Annotated in this window: 15 protein-coding genes; 10 read left to right on the plus strand and 5 right to left on the minus strand. The window is 32.0% G+C overall.

Features of this window, described 5'->3' with window-relative positions; translation table 11 throughout:
- Nucleotide 1: 1 nt before the first annotated feature.
- Genes N508_RS07395 through allE form a run of 3 tightly spaced genes read left to right on the plus strand, consistent with a single transcriptional unit; the run spans nt 2 to nt 4,233 of the window.
- Nucleotides 2-2,677, plus strand: a complete 2,676-nt coding sequence (locus N508_RS07395; RefSeq protein WP_023275784.1) for a M66 family metalloprotease — start codon at nt 2-4, stop codon at nt 2,675-2,677.
- A complete protein-coding gene (locus tag N508_RS07400; protein WP_023275785.1) occupies nt 2,677-3,384 on the plus strand; it encodes an outer membrane beta-barrel protein in 708 nt (235 codons plus the stop codon). Before N508_RS07395 ends, N508_RS07400 begins: the two co-directional genes overlap by 1 nt.
- Nucleotides 3,385-3,444: 60 nt before the next feature.
- On the plus strand, nt 3,445-4,233 hold the full coding sequence (gene allE, locus N508_RS07405; RefSeq protein WP_023275786.1) for a (S)-ureidoglycine aminohydrolase: 789 nt from the start codon (nt 3,445-3,447) through the stop codon (nt 4,231-4,233).
- Between the two features lie 162 nt (nt 4,234-4,395).
- Here the strand turns inward: allE and ilvC are convergent, their stop codons facing one another.
- From ilvC to ilvD, 4 genes are read right to left on the minus strand one after another with little or no spacing between them, the layout of a single operon-like run.
- On the minus strand, nt 4,396-5,412 hold the full coding sequence (ilvC, locus tag N508_RS07410) for a ketol-acid reductoisomerase (protein WP_023275787.1): 1,017 nt from the start codon (nt 5,410-5,412) through the stop codon (nt 4,396-4,398).
- Between the two features lie 48 nt (nt 5,413-5,460).
- Nucleotides 5,461-5,991: an acetolactate synthase small subunit gene (ilvN, locus tag N508_RS07415; RefSeq protein WP_023275788.1), complete on the minus strand. Its 531-nt coding sequence runs from the start codon at nt 5,989-5,991 to the stop codon at nt 5,461-5,463.
- Nucleotides 5,992-5,997: 6 nt separating this feature from the next.
- On the minus strand, nt 5,998-7,692 hold the full coding sequence (gene ilvB, locus N508_RS07420) for a biosynthetic-type acetolactate synthase large subunit (RefSeq protein WP_023275789.1): 1,695 nt from the start codon (nt 7,690-7,692) through the stop codon (nt 5,998-6,000).
- A gap of 33 nt (nt 7,693-7,725) precedes the next feature.
- Nucleotides 7,726-9,384: a dihydroxy-acid dehydratase gene (gene ilvD, locus N508_RS07425; RefSeq protein ID WP_023275790.1), complete on the minus strand. Its 1,659-nt coding sequence runs from the start codon at nt 9,382-9,384 to the stop codon at nt 7,726-7,728.
- 798 nt (nt 9,385-10,182) lie between these two features.
- Here ilvD and N508_RS07430 point away from each other — a divergent pair.
- From N508_RS07430 to N508_RS07440, 3 genes are read left to right on the plus strand one after another with little or no spacing between them, the layout of a single operon-like run.
- Complete coding sequence (locus tag N508_RS07430; protein WP_023275791.1) at nt 10,183-10,584, plus strand: hypothetical protein; 402 nt, start codon at nt 10,183-10,185, stop codon at nt 10,582-10,584.
- Nucleotides 10,584-11,603, plus strand: coding sequence for a restriction endonuclease (locus N508_RS07435; RefSeq protein WP_023275792.1), 1,020 nt, complete (start codon nt 10,584-10,586; stop codon nt 11,601-11,603). Before N508_RS07430 ends, N508_RS07435 begins: the two co-directional genes overlap by 1 nt.
- 17 nt (nt 11,604-11,620) lie before the next feature.
- Nucleotides 11,621-12,040: a leukotriene A4 hydrolase C-terminal domain-containing protein gene (locus tag N508_RS07440; protein WP_023275793.1), complete on the plus strand. Its 420-nt coding sequence runs from the start codon at nt 11,621-11,623 to the stop codon at nt 12,038-12,040.
- Between the two features lie 81 nt (nt 12,041-12,121).
- Here N508_RS07440 and N508_RS07445 read toward each other — a convergent pair whose 3' ends face one another.
- Nucleotides 12,122-13,414 (minus strand): NCS2 family permease, encoded by a 1,293-nt coding sequence (locus N508_RS07445; protein WP_023275794.1) that lies wholly within the window; start codon nt 13,412-13,414, stop codon nt 12,122-12,124.
- A gap of 204 nt (nt 13,415-13,618) precedes the next feature.
- On the opposite strand from N508_RS07445, the gene N508_RS07450 reads away from it, so the two are divergent.
- The 4 genes from N508_RS07450 to N508_RS07465 all read left to right on the plus strand — a co-directional run bounded on the left by N508_RS07450 (nt 13,619) and on the right by N508_RS07465 (nt 18,837).
- Nucleotides 13,619-15,469, plus strand: coding sequence for a M1 family aminopeptidase (locus N508_RS07450; protein WP_023275795.1), 1,851 nt, complete (start codon nt 13,619-13,621; stop codon nt 15,467-15,469).
- 9 nt (nt 15,470-15,478) lie between these two features.
- A complete protein-coding gene (locus N508_RS07455) occupies nt 15,479-17,653 on the plus strand; it encodes a ChaN family lipoprotein (protein WP_023275796.1) in 2,175 nt (724 codons plus the stop codon).
- A 189-nt stretch (nt 17,654-17,842) separates the two neighbouring features.
- On the plus strand, nt 17,843-18,343 hold the full coding sequence (locus N508_RS07460; protein ID WP_023275797.1) for a thioredoxin family protein: 501 nt from the start codon (nt 17,843-17,845) through the stop codon (nt 18,341-18,343).
- A gap of 251 nt (nt 18,344-18,594) precedes the next feature.
- Nucleotides 18,595-18,837, plus strand: coding sequence for a hypothetical protein (locus N508_RS07465; RefSeq protein WP_023275798.1), 243 nt, complete (start codon nt 18,595-18,597; stop codon nt 18,835-18,837).
- Nucleotide 18,838: the final 1 nt, after the last annotated feature.

Consider the following 18,838-nt stretch of genomic DNA (forward strand, 5'->3'; position numbering starts at 1 on the left):
GATGAAAAAAAATATTTTATCAATATTTTCAGTTATATTGCTGTTTTCATGCAGCGATACTGGCATAGAAGTAATTTCTTATTCAGATTATTCCAGTGATATATCATATCAAGTGGGAAGCCCGCGGGACAAAAGGCTTACTTTTTTTGATATTAATGAATTTAAGCAGATAAGAAGTATCCCAAATAATTTATCAACTGGCAGTCTTTCAGGCAGGGTGCAGTTTGCTCAAACCCATACTATTGACCCTAATAATAATGAAGCAAGAAAAGAGCCGTCATTAATACCATATAGAGCAGCACTTTTACTTTTTACTCCACAGGAAGAATTATATGAATTATCTGTTAAAGTAAGTAACGGCAAAAACACTTCTGTTTTTAAAATGGTGCCGCCAGTAAATATGCCAAAATCTGATTATATGGATAGAAGCGGAACAAAACCAGATATTACATATTCTAAACGCTCTTGGAGTGTGCAGCTTCCTTATGACAATGTTACTCCTGAAATGCAGCTTGATTTTATGGGCAAAACAACATCGCAGGTTGAGTTATCAGGCACTCTTTTTGGTAATGATATAGAGTTTGCAGCACCAATAGAGGGAGCTTTTCTTGTTGTAAGGCTTGGTATGCTTACAGATAATGTTGCAACAGGTCAGCATTCAACATCTCAGGCTATGACATACGATATAGCTCATGGTATGCAGGAATATTTCCAAACAGTCCCTTTTGCAAGGTTATTTCATGGATATTATGAAGACAGAGTGCTAAAAAAAGTAATCATTAATAATGGAAAAATATATGAGAATAAAAGTGATTATGTAGGGGCAGATTATTACAGTGGAGATATGCGTGAAAATGTGGCAAAAGCACAAGTGAGTGTTGGTATAGATTTGGCAAACAAAGGGGTTGCAAGCAGTCCATTAGACCAGTCTCACCAGCTGGGAAACGATATGTTTTATTTTACAGTGCATCATGCAAAAGGAAGATATACTAATGGCGAAGGTAAGCCGGTAGATGTTCCGCATGGGTTAAGCGGCGGCAACGGAATAGGCACTCTTGTTGATTCTACTGGCAACGAATTCAGCCATGAAGTAGGACATGGATATGGTATGGGGCATTATCCATTTTTAAATGATGCAAGTGATGGTTCTGTGCATGGATATACTACTTCATGGGGATATGATGCTTATAAAAACAGAATGCGGGCTAATGTAGCATGGAACAGCACTCCGCAGGCTGTTATGTATCAGGATAAATGGTATATTACACCTTTTCAAAATTATTACGGCTGGAACAGGGACTGTATGGCAGGCGGTGTTGCTGATAGTGCAATATCACGATATACTCATAATACTGCAAGAAGCACAAGGCAGGTGCAGAAAAATATAGAAAACAGATATTTTTTAAGTGATGATAAAAATAATAATGGTGAATATTACTATATTAGCTGGGATAAAGAAAGCAGGACATATAAAAAAGTAACAGATGAAAAATTTTTAAACAGCAGAATAAGCCCGACAAGAAAAGGAGTGCCAGTGATTACTATTTTAGGTGGTTATGACCCTACCCCCCCCCATAATGCTGTGATTTATCAATATTTCAGAGGAAACTGGGGCAATGTATTTGATTCTATATTTCAAGACAGTCCTGCTGAAGCCACATCATATTTGGAAATAACATATTATGACAATAAGCCAAAGAAATATGTAGTGCTTAGTGATAAAAGATATAATGCAAAAATAATTAACAAGCTGCATGTAAATATTGCAGAAGAAGATAAACCTAAAAGCATTACTCTCTATGTAAATAAGGTTAATAAAGGCTCTACAACAATAAAAGAGACGGTATATGATAAACCGCTTCTAAAAGCTGTTGAAATAGGCAAAGCAAATGGCTATCAAGATGTTATAGATAACGATACCATATTTCTTAATGACAGTCTTGCTAATAAATCTATTGATAATTATATTCTTTCTGCAAAAGAAAAAGAGCTTATTGAAATTTTTGCAAGATATAAAGCATTAAATAAACTTGATGCAAACCCAAAAAAGATAGCTGATGATTATATTGCAAAGAAAAATAAGGCTGATAATATAAATATGTTTATAGATAATAACTATATAAGCCTTGAAAATAATGATATATCAGCGGATGAGGCTTTGAAAAAGCTGTTTGCAGAAAACGGGCTTGGCTCTGTTATATTTAAATTTAATCAGGCAGAGCTAAATGGTAAATGTATGGAGGTATATCAATCAGAAACAAGCAGCTATGCTGTTAGATTATCATCTAAATGTAATGAGAGTAAAGAGCAGCGGTGGGCGATAGATAAATCAGGACGGATTCATTCGGCTCTTTATCCCGGCTATTGTCTTGATATGAAAAATATGTCTGTTTTACAGCTTTGTTCAGATGATACAAGCCAGCAGTGGAAAATAAGAAATCCTGAAAGTATTGCAAATGGTGTTTTTTATGAAAATATGGGGACAGCTGGAAAATGTATAGATAACAGCGGTGGCAATTCTGATAAAATAATCAGCTATAATTGCACTAATGGCAATAACCAGAAGTTTAAAAACAAAATAACAGAAGATGAAAATTTATATTTAAGTTTATTTGGTGGCAGCTTAATAGAAGAAATATGGAAATATATTCCTGCAGAAAAAGTGGAGATTAAATAATGAAAAAAATAATTATAATATTTGCGTTAATATTTGCAGTTAATATTCCTTTTCTTTATGCTCAGTATGGTGACTATTATGACGGCAAAAACAGTTACAGCTATGGAGATATGCCTTCGCCTAAAAAAAGCAGCAGGAAAAAATATGAAAATAAAAATCATTATATAGGAATATCGCCGTCTATCTATATACCAACAGGGAAAAATGCTTATATAAAAGATTATACAGGTGTAGGCGGTGGTGTTGATTTACGGTATAAATACAACCTGCATAAAGTGTTTGCTCTTGCTGGAACATTTAGATATAACTATGCAGGTGGCTCTAATTTTAACGGCGATAATAAAGTGGATACTAAACATCATTTAATTGATATGCAGATTTTAGCAGTTTTGCAGTATGATGATGTGAAAGCAACAAAAGGTTTTATCCCTTATATATCTGCTGGTATGGATATTGCAGTTAATGTTATTGATTCTGAAACCACAGCTTATAGAAAAGATGCAGATGGTGCCACATACCCTGTTTATAAAATCATTTCAAAAGGAAACGATTCTGCAGCTAATGTAGGCTTTGTTGTTGGTGCAGGGCTTAGGTATGCATTTTCAAATAATTTTACAACAGGTTTTGGTGTTGATTATACCCATGTCTTTACAAACCATGATTACTCAGGCATTAGAGTATTTATAGATGCAGGATACAGATTTTAGCAGATAATATTATAAATTCACATTATTTATATTCTAAAAGCAATTTTAAAGGAGTGAAATATGGGTTATATCAATAATAATACTGGTTATTTGGAGCATCATACATTATCAAGCCGTTCAGTCATTAAAAAGAATATGTATGCTTTAATTACACCAGATGGACTTGTCAAAAACAATATATATGGCTTTGAAAACTGTGATATAAGCATACTTTCATCTCCCCTTTTAGGTGCTTCTTTTACTGATTATATTATAACAGTAAAAGAAAATGGCAGAAATTTATGCGGCATAGGAAATGAGAGCGAAGAAATATTTTTATTTGTAATAGAAGGCTCATTATTAGTTTATAATGATAATGAAAAAGCAGGGCTTACAGCAGGCGGTTTTTTCTTTTCCCCTGCATCTTTTAAACTTTATTTTCAAAATAATTCCAATAATAATGCAAAAATACTTTTATATAAAAGAAAATACAAGCCACTTAATAATTTATCACCAAAAACAATATCTGGAAATATTAATAACATACCATATAAAAATTTTGAAGAAATGGATAGTGTATTTATAAAAGATTTACTGCCTGCAAATGATTTTGCTTATGATTTTAACTTTCACATACTTATGTTTAAAAGCGGTGCAGGTCATGGCTATTTAGAAACTCATATTCAGGAACATGGAGCATATATTTTATCTGGTAAAGGAATGTATAACCTTGATAACAAATGGTATGGGGTAGAAAAAGATGATTATATATTTATGGCTTCATACTGCATACAGGGCGGATATTGTGTAGGCAAAGATGATTTTATATATATTTATTCAAAAGACTGCAATAGAGATGCAGAGCTGTAAAAGATAGGTTTAAAATATTTATTAAATTAGATACTTCGCCTTTGGCTCAGTATGACATAAATGAATAAATAGCAAAATAATTATAAAAAAAGCAGTTTTAACGCATATATCGCTAAAACTGCTAATAGTATTTTTTATATATAAATAAATCTGTTTAATTTATTAATTTTTAGATTTATCTACAATTTTGCTTTTACCAAGCCAGCTCATCATGCCGCGAAGTTTTTCACCAACTTCTTCTATTTTATGGCTGTTAGAAATATTAGATAATGCATGGAAATGTGGTGCATTTACTTTGTTTTCCATCATCCATTCTTTTGCAAAAGTGCCGTCCTGAATTTCTTTTAATACTTTTTTCATTTCTTCTTTTGCAGCAGGTGAAACTACTCGTGGACCTCTTGTTAAGCCGCCATATTCTGCTGTGTTAGAAATAGAATACTGCATATTTTTAATGCCGCCTTCATATATTAAGTCAACAATTAATTTCATTTCATGCAGACATTCAAAATATGCCATTTCTGGAGCATAGCCTGCTTCAGTTAATGTTTCAAAACCATACTGGATAAGTTTTGCTAAACCGCCGCATAATACTGCCTGTTCACCAAAAAGGTCTGTTTCAGTTTCTTCTTTAAAAGTTGTTTCAATAACACCAGCTCTTGCACCGCCGATAGCTGCAGCATAAGCAAGTGCAACTTCTTTAGAATCACCTGCTGCATCTTGGTAAACTGCAATTAAGCATGGAACACCGCTGCCAGTTTCATACTGCTGACGAACTAAATGGCCGGGACCTTTTGGAGCTATCATAATAACATTTATATCTGCAGGTGGCACAATCTGTCCAAAATGTATATTAAAACCATGAGCAAATGCTAAATAAGCACCAGATTTTAAGTTTGGAGCTATTTCATTTTTATAAATTTCACCTTGTAGTTCATCTGGTGTTAATATCATAACCAAATCAGCCCATGTAGCTGCTTCTGCTACTGTCATAACTTTTAAACCAGCATTTTCTGCTTTTTTCCATGATTTACTGTCTTTTCTTAATGCAACAGCAACATCACAGCCAGAATCTTTTAAATTATTAGAATGGCCGTAACCTTGGCTTCCATATCCAATGACTGCTATTTTTTTGCTTTTAACAGCACCTAAATTGGCATCTTTTTCATAATAAACTTTCATTTGTTTACCTCATATATTTATATTTTCCCAGCTTTTATAAGCCTTATATTATTTATTATTATGTATCTGCTTAATTTTTTCCATCTCGCTTGTAGCCTTTGAGCCTCTGCCTATTGCAAGACAACCTGAGCGGATTAATTCTATTATACCATAAGGGCGGACAAGCTCTATAAAAGCCTGCAGTTTGTCATTATCACCAGTGATTTCAATTACCATGCTTTCTGGTGTAATATCTACCACATTGCCACGGAAAGTATTAACCATATTATAAATATCGCTTCTGTATTTTTGAGTAACATATACTTTTACAAGCACTAATTCTCTTTCAATATGGTTATATGATGTTAAGTCCCTTACTTTTAAAACATTAATAAGTTTACGCAGCTGCTTAATAATCTGCTCTATAATTCTATCATCACCATAAGTAACAATAGTCATCATAGATACATCATGCTTATCAGTAGAGTTTACTGTTAAACTTTCAATATTGTAGCCTCTGCCAGAGAAAAGACCTGCTATGCGGGCAAGCACACCAAATTTATTTTCAACAAGGACTGATATAATATGTCTTTTTTCCATAGCAAACTACCTTATTATCATTTCATCAATTGATGCACCTGCTGGCACCATAGGATATACATTTTCTTCCCTGTCGCACACAAAATCCATAAGCACAGGTATATCTTTTACTTTAAGAGCTTCTCTTAAAACAGCTTCTACATCTTCTACTTTTTCAGCACGCATTCCTATACAGCCATAAGCTTCTGCCAGCTTAACAAAATCAGGCTGCACTTCAAGGCATGTATCAGAATATTTTTTATTAAAAAATAACTGCTGCCACTGCCTTACCATTCCTAAAAACTTATTATTGATGATAACTGTTTTTACACCTACTCTATACTGCACACATGTTGTTAATTCCTGCATATTCATTAATATGCCGCCATCACCTGATACACAAAATACTTCTTTATCTGGTCTGCCTATTTTAGCACCCATTGCAGCAGGAAGCCCGTAACCCATTGTGCCCATACCGCCTGATGATAAAAACTGTCTTGGAAAATTATATCTGTAAAACTGGCCTGTCCACATTTGATGCTGGCCTACATCTGTAGCAATAATTGCATCGCCATTTGTAACTTTATATAATGTCTCTATAACATACTGTGGTTTAATGACTTTATCGCTGAATTTATAAGAGAAAGGTTTTTCCCTGTTCCAGCCTTTTACTGTTTCAAACCATTCATCTCTTTCCTGCCTGCACTTTTCCCACTTATAATCATCAAGATATTTATTTATCATATTCAGAACATTATAACAGTCTCCAACAACAGGTATTTCAATATCAACAGTTTTACTAATAGATGATGGGTCAATATCAATATGAGCTATTTTTGCATTTTTAGCAAACCTGTCAAGTCTGCCAGTGGAACGGTCAGTAAACCTTGTGCCGATAGCTATTATAAAATCAGATTCTGTTACTGCCATATTAGAGGCATAGTTTCCATGCATACCAAGCCAGCCTATCCACTGGCTGTCTGTTGCAGGGTAACCACTTAACCCCATGAATGATGAAACAACAGGAGTATTGACTGCATGGGCAAATTTTATTAATTCTTCTGTTGCACCTTTGCTTACTTTTACACCACCGCCAACAAATATAACAGGTTTTTTTGCTGTTTCCAATGTTTTAAGGAGTTTTTTAACCTGCATTGGATGCCCTTCTGTATTAGGCTGATAGCCTGTTAAATGCACATGTCCATTTGGCTCATATTTTACTTTTGCAGCAAACACATCTTTTGGAATATCCACAAGCACAGGACCAGGCCTGCCTGTTGTAGCAATATGTATTGCTTCATTCATAGTGTCTGCCAAATCTTTTACATCTGTTACAAGATAACTGTGCTTTACTATCGGGCGTGTTATGCCTACAATATCAGCTTCCTGAAAAGCATCTCCGCCAATTAAATTAGAAACAACCTGCCCTGTAATTACAAGCATAGGAACACTATCCATATAAGCTGTGCCAATACCTGTTACAAGGTTTGTCGCACCCGGACCGCTTGTTGCCATACATACACCTATTTTACCAGTTGCTCTTGCATAGCCGTCTGCAGCATGTGCTCCGCCCTGCTCATGACGAGGCAGGATGTGTTTTAAATCAGCATCAAATAATGTATCATAAAAACCAGTAAGAGACCCGCCGGGATAACTGAATATTACATCTACTCCATTACGCTTTAAGCAGTCTATTACAATCTCTCCACCTGAACATATCATATTAATACTCCAATATTATGGTTTACACTAAAACTATTTATCTCTTTTAAATATTGCTCCATCACCGGCACTTGATACACCTTTTGCATATTTTGCTAAGTAACCGCTTGCAGCTTTTGGTGCTGGTGCAGTAAAGTCTGCACGCCTTTTTTCAAGCTCTTCATTACTTACTTCTAAATGAATGCGTCTTTCTGGTATATTAATAGTTATTTTATCATCATCTTTTACAAGAGCAATCATGCCGCCTTCTGCTGCTTCTGGAGAAATATGACCAACACATGGCCCTCTTGTGCCGCCAGAAAATCTGCCGTCAGTAATCAATGCAACCTTAGTAAGACCAAGACCCATAATGGCAGCAGTTGGAGCAAGCATTTCTCTCATACCAGGTCCGCCTTTTGGACCTTCATAGCGGATGACTACTATATCACCATTTTTTATAACACCGCCCATAATTGCTGCCATTGCATCTTCTTCAGAGTTAAATGTTTTTGCTGTGCCGGTAAATATCATCATATCAGGCTGAACTGCACTTTGTTTAATGACAGAGCCACCGGGAGCAATATTTCCACGAAGCACTGCAATACCACCCTCTTTATGATATGGGTTATCTACTGGACGGATAATATCTTCATCATAGTTTTCTGCTGCTTTGCATATTTCTTTCACAGTCATACCGCTTACAGTAATATTATCTTCTAAATGGTTTTCAAGGGATTTCATAACAGCAGGGACACCGCCTGCAAATTCAAAATCTTCCATAAAATATTTGCCACCGGGTAGAAGACTTGTAATATGTGGTGTTTCTTTTGATAAAACATCAAAAGAATCTAAATTTAAATTAATTCCTGCTTCGTAAGCAATAGCAGGAAGATGAAGTGTAGTATTTGTTGAGCCGCCAAGAGCTAAATCTGCTTTAATAGCATTTCTAAATGCTTTTTCATTCATAATATCAAGTGGCTTAATATCTTCTTTAACAAGAGAAACAAGGCGGACACCAGAATCAAAAGCTATCCTGCGTTTTTTTGCCATACCAGCCATAGCTGTTGCACACCCCGGCATACTCATACCCATAACTTCTGTTAAGCATGCCATAGTATTAGCAGTAAAAAGACCCTGACATGCACCTTCACCAGGGCATGCTGTCATTTCCATATTAGTAATTTCATCTTCATCTATTTCACCAGTGGCAGCTTTTGATGCAGCTTCAAAAGAATCAGTAATAAAATCACGCCTTTTCATACGGTAGTTGCCACTCATCATAGGGCCTGCTGTTACAAATATAGATGGCACATTAAGCCTTGCTGCAGCCATAAGCATTCCCGGAGTAATTTTATCGCAGTTAGTAATAAAAAGCACACCATCAAGGGAGTGAGCATTTACAACACATTCTATAATATCAGCAATAGCATCACGGCTTGGCAGGCTGTAACGCATGCCAGAGTGTCCCATAGATATACCGTCACAGACACCCGGAACACTGAATATAAAAGCCTGACCGCCACCTGTATGAATGCCTTTTTCTGCAAACCTTTCAAGTATTCTCATACCGGAATGGCCGGGAATAAGGTCTGTAAAACTTGAGCATATACCAATAAATGGTGCATCCATTTGGTTTTTAGAAACACCAGTGCCATATATTAATGCTCTGTTTGGTGCACGCTGGCACCCTTTTTTTATAATATCACTTCTCATATTATTACCCTTGTATATTCACTTAAAAATTTAAATAATTAATTAAGTTATCACTATAATTTTAATTTAGCAATTACTTTTTTAAATTTTTTGAGTATGTGTAAAATCTAAAAACGATTGTAAAAAAAATGAATCAATAAAAAAGCGGTTGTTAAAAAAATGGACTTCCAAAAAAACTTTAAAAAATATACAGAAGGAGCCTTAAAAAGCAGTAAGTAAAACATTCTTTTATTTATTGCTTATCAACATTTTATCAGACTGAATAAAAAAAATAAACTTGAATACAAACTACAAGTTTGGTCTGCCAGATTAATTTATAAAAATAACTGGCTTACCCCCAAATTTTTAAACTATGCTTAAAAAAGCTATTATTAATAAAATATGTAATAATCATGTTATTAATTAATATGTATATGCAAAATATATTAAAGTATCCTGCCACCGCACATCTCAAGAATCAAAGTTTTTGTTATTTCATTCCTTATGCTCCAATTCCTTAAACATTCGCTGTTTTTTCTCCACTGCCACTGCAACTCGCTTCGCTCAGACAATCAGCTGGCAAATCGTTTCACAAAAACAGCTCATAAGAAATTAAGTCGCAAAGAGAATGAAATAACATGGGGCATCCTTTAAAAGCGGATATTAAGACATATTAATATATACTAATTTTTAAGGTCTATTTTAATTCTAGTAAATATGTTGTTTTAATTATTATATAGTTATAAGTATTATTACAAATAACGCTTGACATCCCCCCCCCGTGATATAGTAGAGAAAATTTTTTAGGAGGCATAACTTATGTTTGCAAATTTTATTCACCCTGTAACTGGTGAAAAAAGACAAGTTAAAATAGGGCTGAGTTGGACTCTATTCTTTTTTGGTGAATTTTTTGGAATTCCATTTTTTATTAGAAAAATGTATTCATTGGGTATAATTATATGTGTACTGAATATAGTTCATATCATAATATCATTTGTAGATGATTATTATCAAACAAAATTTTTAGTTCCATTAAGTTATGGAGAGATTGGTTTGTTATTCGTGTTGTTATTTCAGGGCAATAAAATGACTGCACAATATTATTTAAAGCAAGGTTTCAGAATTGAAAATGATGATGAACTTGTAAAGAAACAAGTAAAAATTGCATGGAAATTTACTGACGATGTATTTGTAGAAAATAATTTGAAGGAAGAAAAGTAATGAAATATTATTTACACAGAATATCTTATGAACGGGAAGTGTCATATCCTTTACTTGATAATGGTTTGTTATCTATTGGGTGGTCTGATTTCAGCAATAGAGAATTTATTGATAAAACAAGATTGGAAAGTATGCCTTATTTGGACAAATGCTTTCAAAAAGAATGGAACTATAAACCTAAAAACAGATATTGCTTATACAGATTTATTGCTGAAATGGATAAAGGGGATATAGTTATCGTTCCTAAATATCAGTCATTTGATGTTTATGAAATTTTAGAAAAAGCAGTTCCAGTTTCTGAAATAAATTTACCAGATAATTTACATACCACTAACAATAAAGAGATAATTTTTAAGAATAATCTGCTTTATATAGATGATGATGTAGTTGATTTAGGTTTTATAATCAAAGTTAAAAAGATAGCGCAAAATATTCCAAGAAATGACTATGCAGATTCCGCATTAACTGCCAGAATGAAAATGTTCCAAACTAATGCGGATATTACAGATTTAAAAGAAAGCATAAATAAAGCTGTTTGGTCATTTAAAAATAACAAGCCTATAAATTTAAGGTCAGAAATATTATATAAAACAAAAGACACTGTGCTTGATACTATAAAAACAAGCTTAAACCCTGATAAACTGGAATACCTTATAAAATGGTATTGTGAAAAAACTGGAGCATCTTCTGTTGATATTCCAGCAAAAAATTATGAAGATAAAAAAGGCGATGTTGATATTATTGCAACATTTGAAAATATAAAATTGATTTTATATATACAAGCCAAATTTCATGAAAAGGAAACAGATAACTGGGCAATAGAGCAGATAAGTGATTATTATGAAAATATATCCATTAGTAATGATGGGTATTCCCGCACAGCATGGGTAATCACAACGGCAGATAAATATAGTAAAGAAGCATTAGAAAAAGCTGCCGAAAAAAATATAACACTTATTACAGGCAGAGAGTTTGCAGAAATGCTTTTAGATGTGGGTTTTAGTGGTATGAATATATAAATATAAGGGGATTAAATATGAAAAAAATATTATTAAGTATATTTATGATAATAGTTACAGCAGGTTGTTTTGACAAAACACCAACTTGCAGTGATGAACTAGTAACAAATCAAGTCATCAAACTTTATAGAGATTATTCTATAAAAGAAATTACTAACAAAGAAGCAGAACTTAAATTTGCAAACTTAATGTTAGGAGGAGATAAAGAAGAAATTAACAAAGAATTTGCAAATATGATTAATGAAATAAAAACTATGAAAATGACTATAGAACATATTAGGACAATAAGTATTGATAAATCTGTAAATAAGCACAGCTGTCTAGGAACATTAAAATATCAATTAGAAGGTGAAAGCAGCAGTGAAGAAATAAGTTACTCATTTCAGCCTACTGATGATAAAAAAAATATATGGGTTCAAATTGATGATATAAAATAATATAAGGATAATTTACTTTCTATAATAACACACAGCTGGTTGAATATTTTATCCAGCTGTGTATTAATCTTATTATAATTCTTATGCAAAAATTTCTTTCAGTATAAATATGATAGAAAGCACAAGCATAGTTTTTGATATTTCTTTATATCTGCCTGTGCCTGCTTTAATTATTACATAAGCTAATATAGAAAGCTCAATACCCATAGCTATATTATATGTAAGCGGTGTCATTATAACAGCGATAACGGCAGGTGCAAGCTCTGTCCAGTCTTTAAAATTGATTTTTTCAACAACAGAAAACATTAATATACCTACAAAAATTAATGCAGGAGCAGTTGCAGCACTTGGCACTATTTGTATTAAGGGAGAGAAAAACATAGCAAATATAAATAAAAGCCCTATGATAACAGCAGTTAAACCAGTTCTGCCGCCAGATTCTACCCCTGTAATACTTTCAATATATGCTCCAACTGTGCTTACACCAAAAATACTGCCAGCTGTTGAGCCAAGTGCATCTGCCATAAATGCTTTTTTAGCTCTTAACATATTGCCTTTTTCATCTACAAAGCCGGCACGCTGTGCAACACCCATTAATGTGCCAATTGTATCAAATACTGCCATAAAAAGCATAGTAAATACAGCCATTAAAAAATTTGAATTTAATATATTTGAAAAATCCATCTGAAAAAATACAGGTGCAGCAGATGGCGGAACAGAAACTATCCCATCAGGCATTTTTGTAAGCCCTAATGGTATGCTGATTATTGTTACAACAACAATGCTTATTAATATTGCACCAGTTACCTTTCTTATATGAAGTATTATCATAAGCAGAAGACCAAATATAGAAAGAAGCATATTTATATTGTGGAAATCTCCATAAGTTACAAGTGTTGCATCATTATTAACTATGATGCCTGCACTTTGCAGACCTATAAACATTAAAAATATTCCAATACCTGCAGGTATCCCCATTTTTAAAGAAATAGGGATAGCATCCATAATTAATTCCCTTATTCTTCCCACTGTAATAAATATAAAAAGAACACCAACAATAAAAACAGCAGCCAAACCTTCCTGCCATGAAAGCCCCATAGATTTAACTATTACAAATGCAAAAAATACATTTGATGTCATACTTGTTGCAAGACCGATAGGATAGTTTGCATATAGTCCCATTAATATACTTGCAAAAGCAGCAGCTAAACATGTAGCTGTAATTAAAGCATCTCTAGGCATACCAGAATTTGACAGTATATCAGGATTTACAAAAATAATATAACTCATAGTCATAAATGTTGTAAGACCTGCAATGATTTCTCTTTTTACAGTGCTGCCTGAAAAAGTTATGCCAAAAAACTTATCTAACATAAATACCCCTTGAAAAAAATTATATAATCTCATAAGAATTCAGCACACATTATAACTATGCAGAATACTTTTATATTTGATAAATATGGTTAAATATCGCATATTTTTTAAATTTTACTTGTATTTAACCACATATTTTATATAGTATAATACTTTAATTTATAATATATATTTTTGCAATAAATTCTTAAATTCAGGTATTACATGAAAAAGACAGCTTTTATTTTATTAATAATTTTTGCTTTTTACTATAAAAGTTTTGCAGCAGCTGCTATAATAAAATCAGAAATAGATATTAATCTTAATATGATTAAAGGAAGTATTACTATAACTTCCACAAAAGCAGAAACTGTTACAGTATCACTTTATCATGATATGCAGCTTTTAAGCAGTGATAAAAGAGTAAAATATAATAAAAACCGTAACGAATACACTATAAGCCTTGATGGCTTATCTCCTGTAATATTATCATACATTAAAAACATTACTGATACATCAGATACTATCAGCAAAGATTTTATTTCAATATATTCAAGCATTGTGCCAGCAGTTACAAATATTGAAAATGCTGAGCTTTATATTAATATACCTGAAAATTTTCAGGGGCTTGCAAGCCAGTTTGTAACATTTAATAAAAACGAAAATACAATGCTTTTTACATATAATTCTCTGCCAGAAAATATATATTTTGCAGCTTCAAGTAACTATATTGTCAAAAAAATAACACAAAATCATATTGATATATATACACTTTTATTTAAAGAGCATGAAAATTTAAGCTATAAACTTCTCCAAAAAGCAGCCTATTATATTGAAATATATGAAAACCTGTTTGTATCACACTTTCCATATCATAATTTTATTGTAGTAGAAGATGTAAACCCTTACGGTCATGCACTTGCTTCTATGGCAGTATTTGGCTCATCTATTATTGATAAAGATTTTGTTGCAGAACGCTCGCTGGGTCATGAAGTGCTGCACCAGTGGTTTGGGGCAGCTATTGAAAGCAGCATGGCAGATGGCAACTTTTTAGAAGCGATTACCACATATTTTTCTGATTATTTCTATGAAAAAGATGACAGAATTAAATACAGAAAAGATATATTGATAAAATATCAGGCTTATGCAGCAGCAAAAAGTTTCCCTTTAAAAGAGTTTATATATAATGCTGGCAAAAAAGAGCAGTCTATAGGTTACGGCAAAGGGCTTATGGTGCTGCATATGGCTAAAAACAAAGCAGGTGATGATGCTTTTATGGCTGGCATTAGAAAATTTATAAATGATAAGCTTTATTCAACTGCATCTTGGAAAGATTTACTTTCATATATTGGTATGGATAATGATTTTTATACAAACTGGATATTAAGTAAAGATAATATTATCCTTGCAGTAAATAATGTTTCTTTTCAAAATAAGATACTTTCTTTTAACTTAATCAGAAAAGGCGGGGAAGATGAGATAAATATTCCATTTACCCATATTTCAGAAAACAATGCTGTAACTGGTAAATTTAAAATAAAAACAGGTGTAAACCAAATAGTATATAACTTAAAATCTGATAATGATACATTTATAATAGATGATAGGTATGATTTAATGCGGGCATTATATCCTGCAGAAATCATCCCGTCATTTGATTATCTTTTTGGTGCTGATGAAATATTATTTGCAGGTAATAAAAATGAGGATAATACATTCAGAGAAATATTTCCTAACATATCAGAAGCTATCCATATTAGAAAACTAAGCCTGCACCATTTAAAAGACAGAAATGTTATTATATCTATGGAAAACACTGTTCCGCAGACTGTGGCAGAGCTTTTAAAAAGCACACTGACTTTTACTTTTGAGATAAGTAATACTACATATAAAGTAGTGAGAAACCCATATTCTCAAGGGGATAAGTTTATTATGTTTTCTTTTAATAACACAAAAGAAAGCCTGAATAAGCTTGCCCATTACGGCTCTTATTCTTATATAGCACTTAATAAAAATCAAGTAACTGCAAAAGAAAAAAATACTACGCCAAATGGAATAAAAATATTTGGCAGATAGAGGAATATAATGAAAAAAATTTTACTTTCAAGTTTAATTTTAATGATGTCATACTCATTCAGCTTTGGTGCTGTGTATAATCAGGATAATAGAATTCCAGTGCCTTATGTGCTGAAAACAATAAAAGATTTTGAAAATAATGCAAATACTTATGAAAAAGCTTTAATGCGTAAAAATATACTTCATAAACTTTCTATATATGGAGTAAATAAAATCCCTGATATAAATGATGAAGTGATAGGATTTATTTTCCACATGATTAAATTAAATATAGGTGAAAAGAAATTTCAGGCTGGCTTAAATAAAATGGCAGATTTAAAAGATATGCCTTCTCTTACATGGCTGCAAATATTAAGATGTTTTGAAGATGTTGATGCAGACAGCTTTTATGATGCTTATTTTTCTAAAAATCCACTTATTAAATTAACAGTAACAAATGCAGAATACATTTCTGAAAAAGGAAACTATTATATTTCATTTACTCTTTTAAGAAAATATGGTGATAAAATAGTAAATATTCCTTATGTAATAGAATATGATGATAAGAAAGAATATGGCAGACTGCAGTCAAGCATAGACAGAGAAGAAACTTTCAAAGTGCCTGTTAATACTGGTGCAGTTAAGCTTGTTTTAGACCCAAACTATCATGTAATAAGAATGCTTAATGATAATGAAAAATCACCTGTTATTGCTGATATTTTAAATAAGGAAAATATCTTGTATATAGACAAACACTATGATAGTGCAGTATATTCTGTATTTAAAAATCTAAAATTTGTGTATGATGATGAAGTAAAATTTAGTGATTTAGAAAATTATGATGTTATTATTGGAAGTTATGATAATAAAATTGCTAAATTTTTTGCAGATAAGCGTATAAGCAGCACAGATAATTCTGAATATTTTATTTTTAAAAATCCTTTAAATAAAGATAAATATATTTTAATTGCCAATAATATACATGCAGGAAGTATACATTTATTAGAAAATTATGCTTTTAATCAGGAATTGATTTTTAAAAATGATAAACTTATTTCTAAATCAAATATGCAGACAGATATGGGTATAACTGTATTAGAGCATGAAAAAGATGTAATAATAGATGTTAAAAAACTTGATACATTTCAAGATATGATGAAAAAAGCTGCTGTATATAAAGTAATATTTGCGGGAGAAAGCCACAATGAATATTCTCATCATGCTAACCAGCTTGCTTTAATAGAATATCTTAATAACTCTAAAAAGAAAACTGCAATAGCTATGGAGATGGTGCAGTATAAATATTTAAATGTGGTAAATGACTTTGTAAAGGGCAGAATTACAGAAAAAGAAATGCTTGATGGCATTGATTATTATAACAACTGGAGCTTTGATTATTCTCTTTATGCCCCAATATTCAGATATGCAAGGGATAATAATATAGATATAATTCCACTAAATATTGAAAGAGAAATTACATCAAAAGTATATCAAGGGCAGATTGATAATTTAACTGAAGAACAGAAGCTTGCTCTGCCTGAACGCATGAGAATTATAAATAATGAATATGAAAATAAAATTAAATCAATTTTTAAAATGCATGCAGACAGCACAAATAAATTTACAGACTTTTTCATATCTCAAAATATCTGGGATGAGATTATGGCAAAACATTTAGCAGATTATAGAAAAGCAAACCCTGATACTTCCATTGTTGTAATATGCGGAAACGGTCATGCAGGCAAAAATTCTGGCATACCACTCAGGTATAAAAGGCTTACAGGGGAAGACAGCTTTGTTATAATGCAGGGCGAACCTATAAACCATGAAGAAACAAATGCAGATGTTTATATTTATCCTGAAGAAATAAAAAGTAAAGGAACACCAAAAATAGGTGTTGTAATCGCTGCAAATGATAAAGAAAATGGTATAGTAAAAGTAGAATCAGTTACTAAAAAATCACCAGCTGATAAAGCAGGTATAAAAAATGGTGATGTAATTGTTAAATGTGGTTACCATGACATAAAAAATATTGGCAGCTTAAAATATGCTCTTTATGAAAAAGGGTATAATGGTATTTTAGAATGTGAAATAAAACGGGGGAAAAACATTCTAAATAAAAGTATCAAACTTTTTGAGTATGATGACAGCTCAGAAATGGATGAAATGATAAAAAAACACATAGAAAAAATGAAAAAGAAATAGTTACAGGATATAGTATAAGGTTACTGTGATGAATAATGCTGTAAAGATTTTTAAAGCACTTGGAGATGAAAACAGGATAAAATCATATATTCAAAGCTATTTTACCACCAGAAAAAAGCAGGCATATTTTAAATAAATATAAAGGCATATCTGCTTAATAATATGGAAATGTTTTTATAAAGGTGATGTATGAAAATAAATATTGCAGGCATTGTAATTATTATATTAATCATTGCAGCTGTGTTCGCATTAAAAAAATGTAACAGCATTGAAAATATATCTGCTGATTTATTAAGTTTTGATTTAAATGTCACAGAAGCAGTTGATTTTGATAAGCTCACTTCCAAAGGGCTGCCTGTAATAGTTGATTACGGTGCAGAGCAATGCATACCATGTAAAAATATGGCTCCAGTTTTAGAAAAATTAAATAAGGAAATGTCTGGCAGAGTGTATATTAAGTTTGCTGATGTTTGGAAATATCCTGATATAAATAAAAATATATATGCTAAAATTATACCATATCAAGTTTTCTTTGACAAAAACAGCAAACCTTATGAGCCAAGTATGGAAGTATTATCTTATGTTAATTTTATTACAAAAACAGATAATGGAAAACATACATTTACTATGCATATAGGTGAATTAAAAGAAAACCAAATGCGAATGATTATAAAAGATATGGAAAAATAATTGGATGGACTTACACCTTTACAGGAAAAAGCAATTTATTTATTGGCTTAGTTCAAAATTTTCGGGTGATTTCACTTCCTGCCCCTGCTGTGTCATACTGAGCCTGCAATATAGCGAAGTATCTAAAAACATAAGATAATATACTATTCACTGTTTCTTAAAATAATATCAAATTGTATAAAATACTATAATTTTATTTTACAAAAAAAAAGCAAAATGATATATATATTTATCATAAAAGAGTGAAATATATGGCAGATATAATATTGTTAGAAATAGAAGAAGATATTCGCCTTGCTGCTCAGATTGTAGCAAAAAGGCGTGGGATAGATTTAAAAGTATATGCAGATTATTCTGATTATAAAAAAAATATGCAAAAAGACGACACTGTTTATTCTTCTAATATAGTAGAATGTAAAGAGCATAACTGCTGCTATATTAAGAAACCTTATACAGCTCATCAGTTATTAGAGATTATAAGCATAGTGAGGTGAA

The organism is Mucispirillum schaedleri ASF457 (genome assembly GCF_000487995.2).
Lineage (GTDB): Bacteria > Chrysiogenota > Deferribacteres > Deferribacterales > Mucispirillaceae > Mucispirillum > Mucispirillum schaedleri.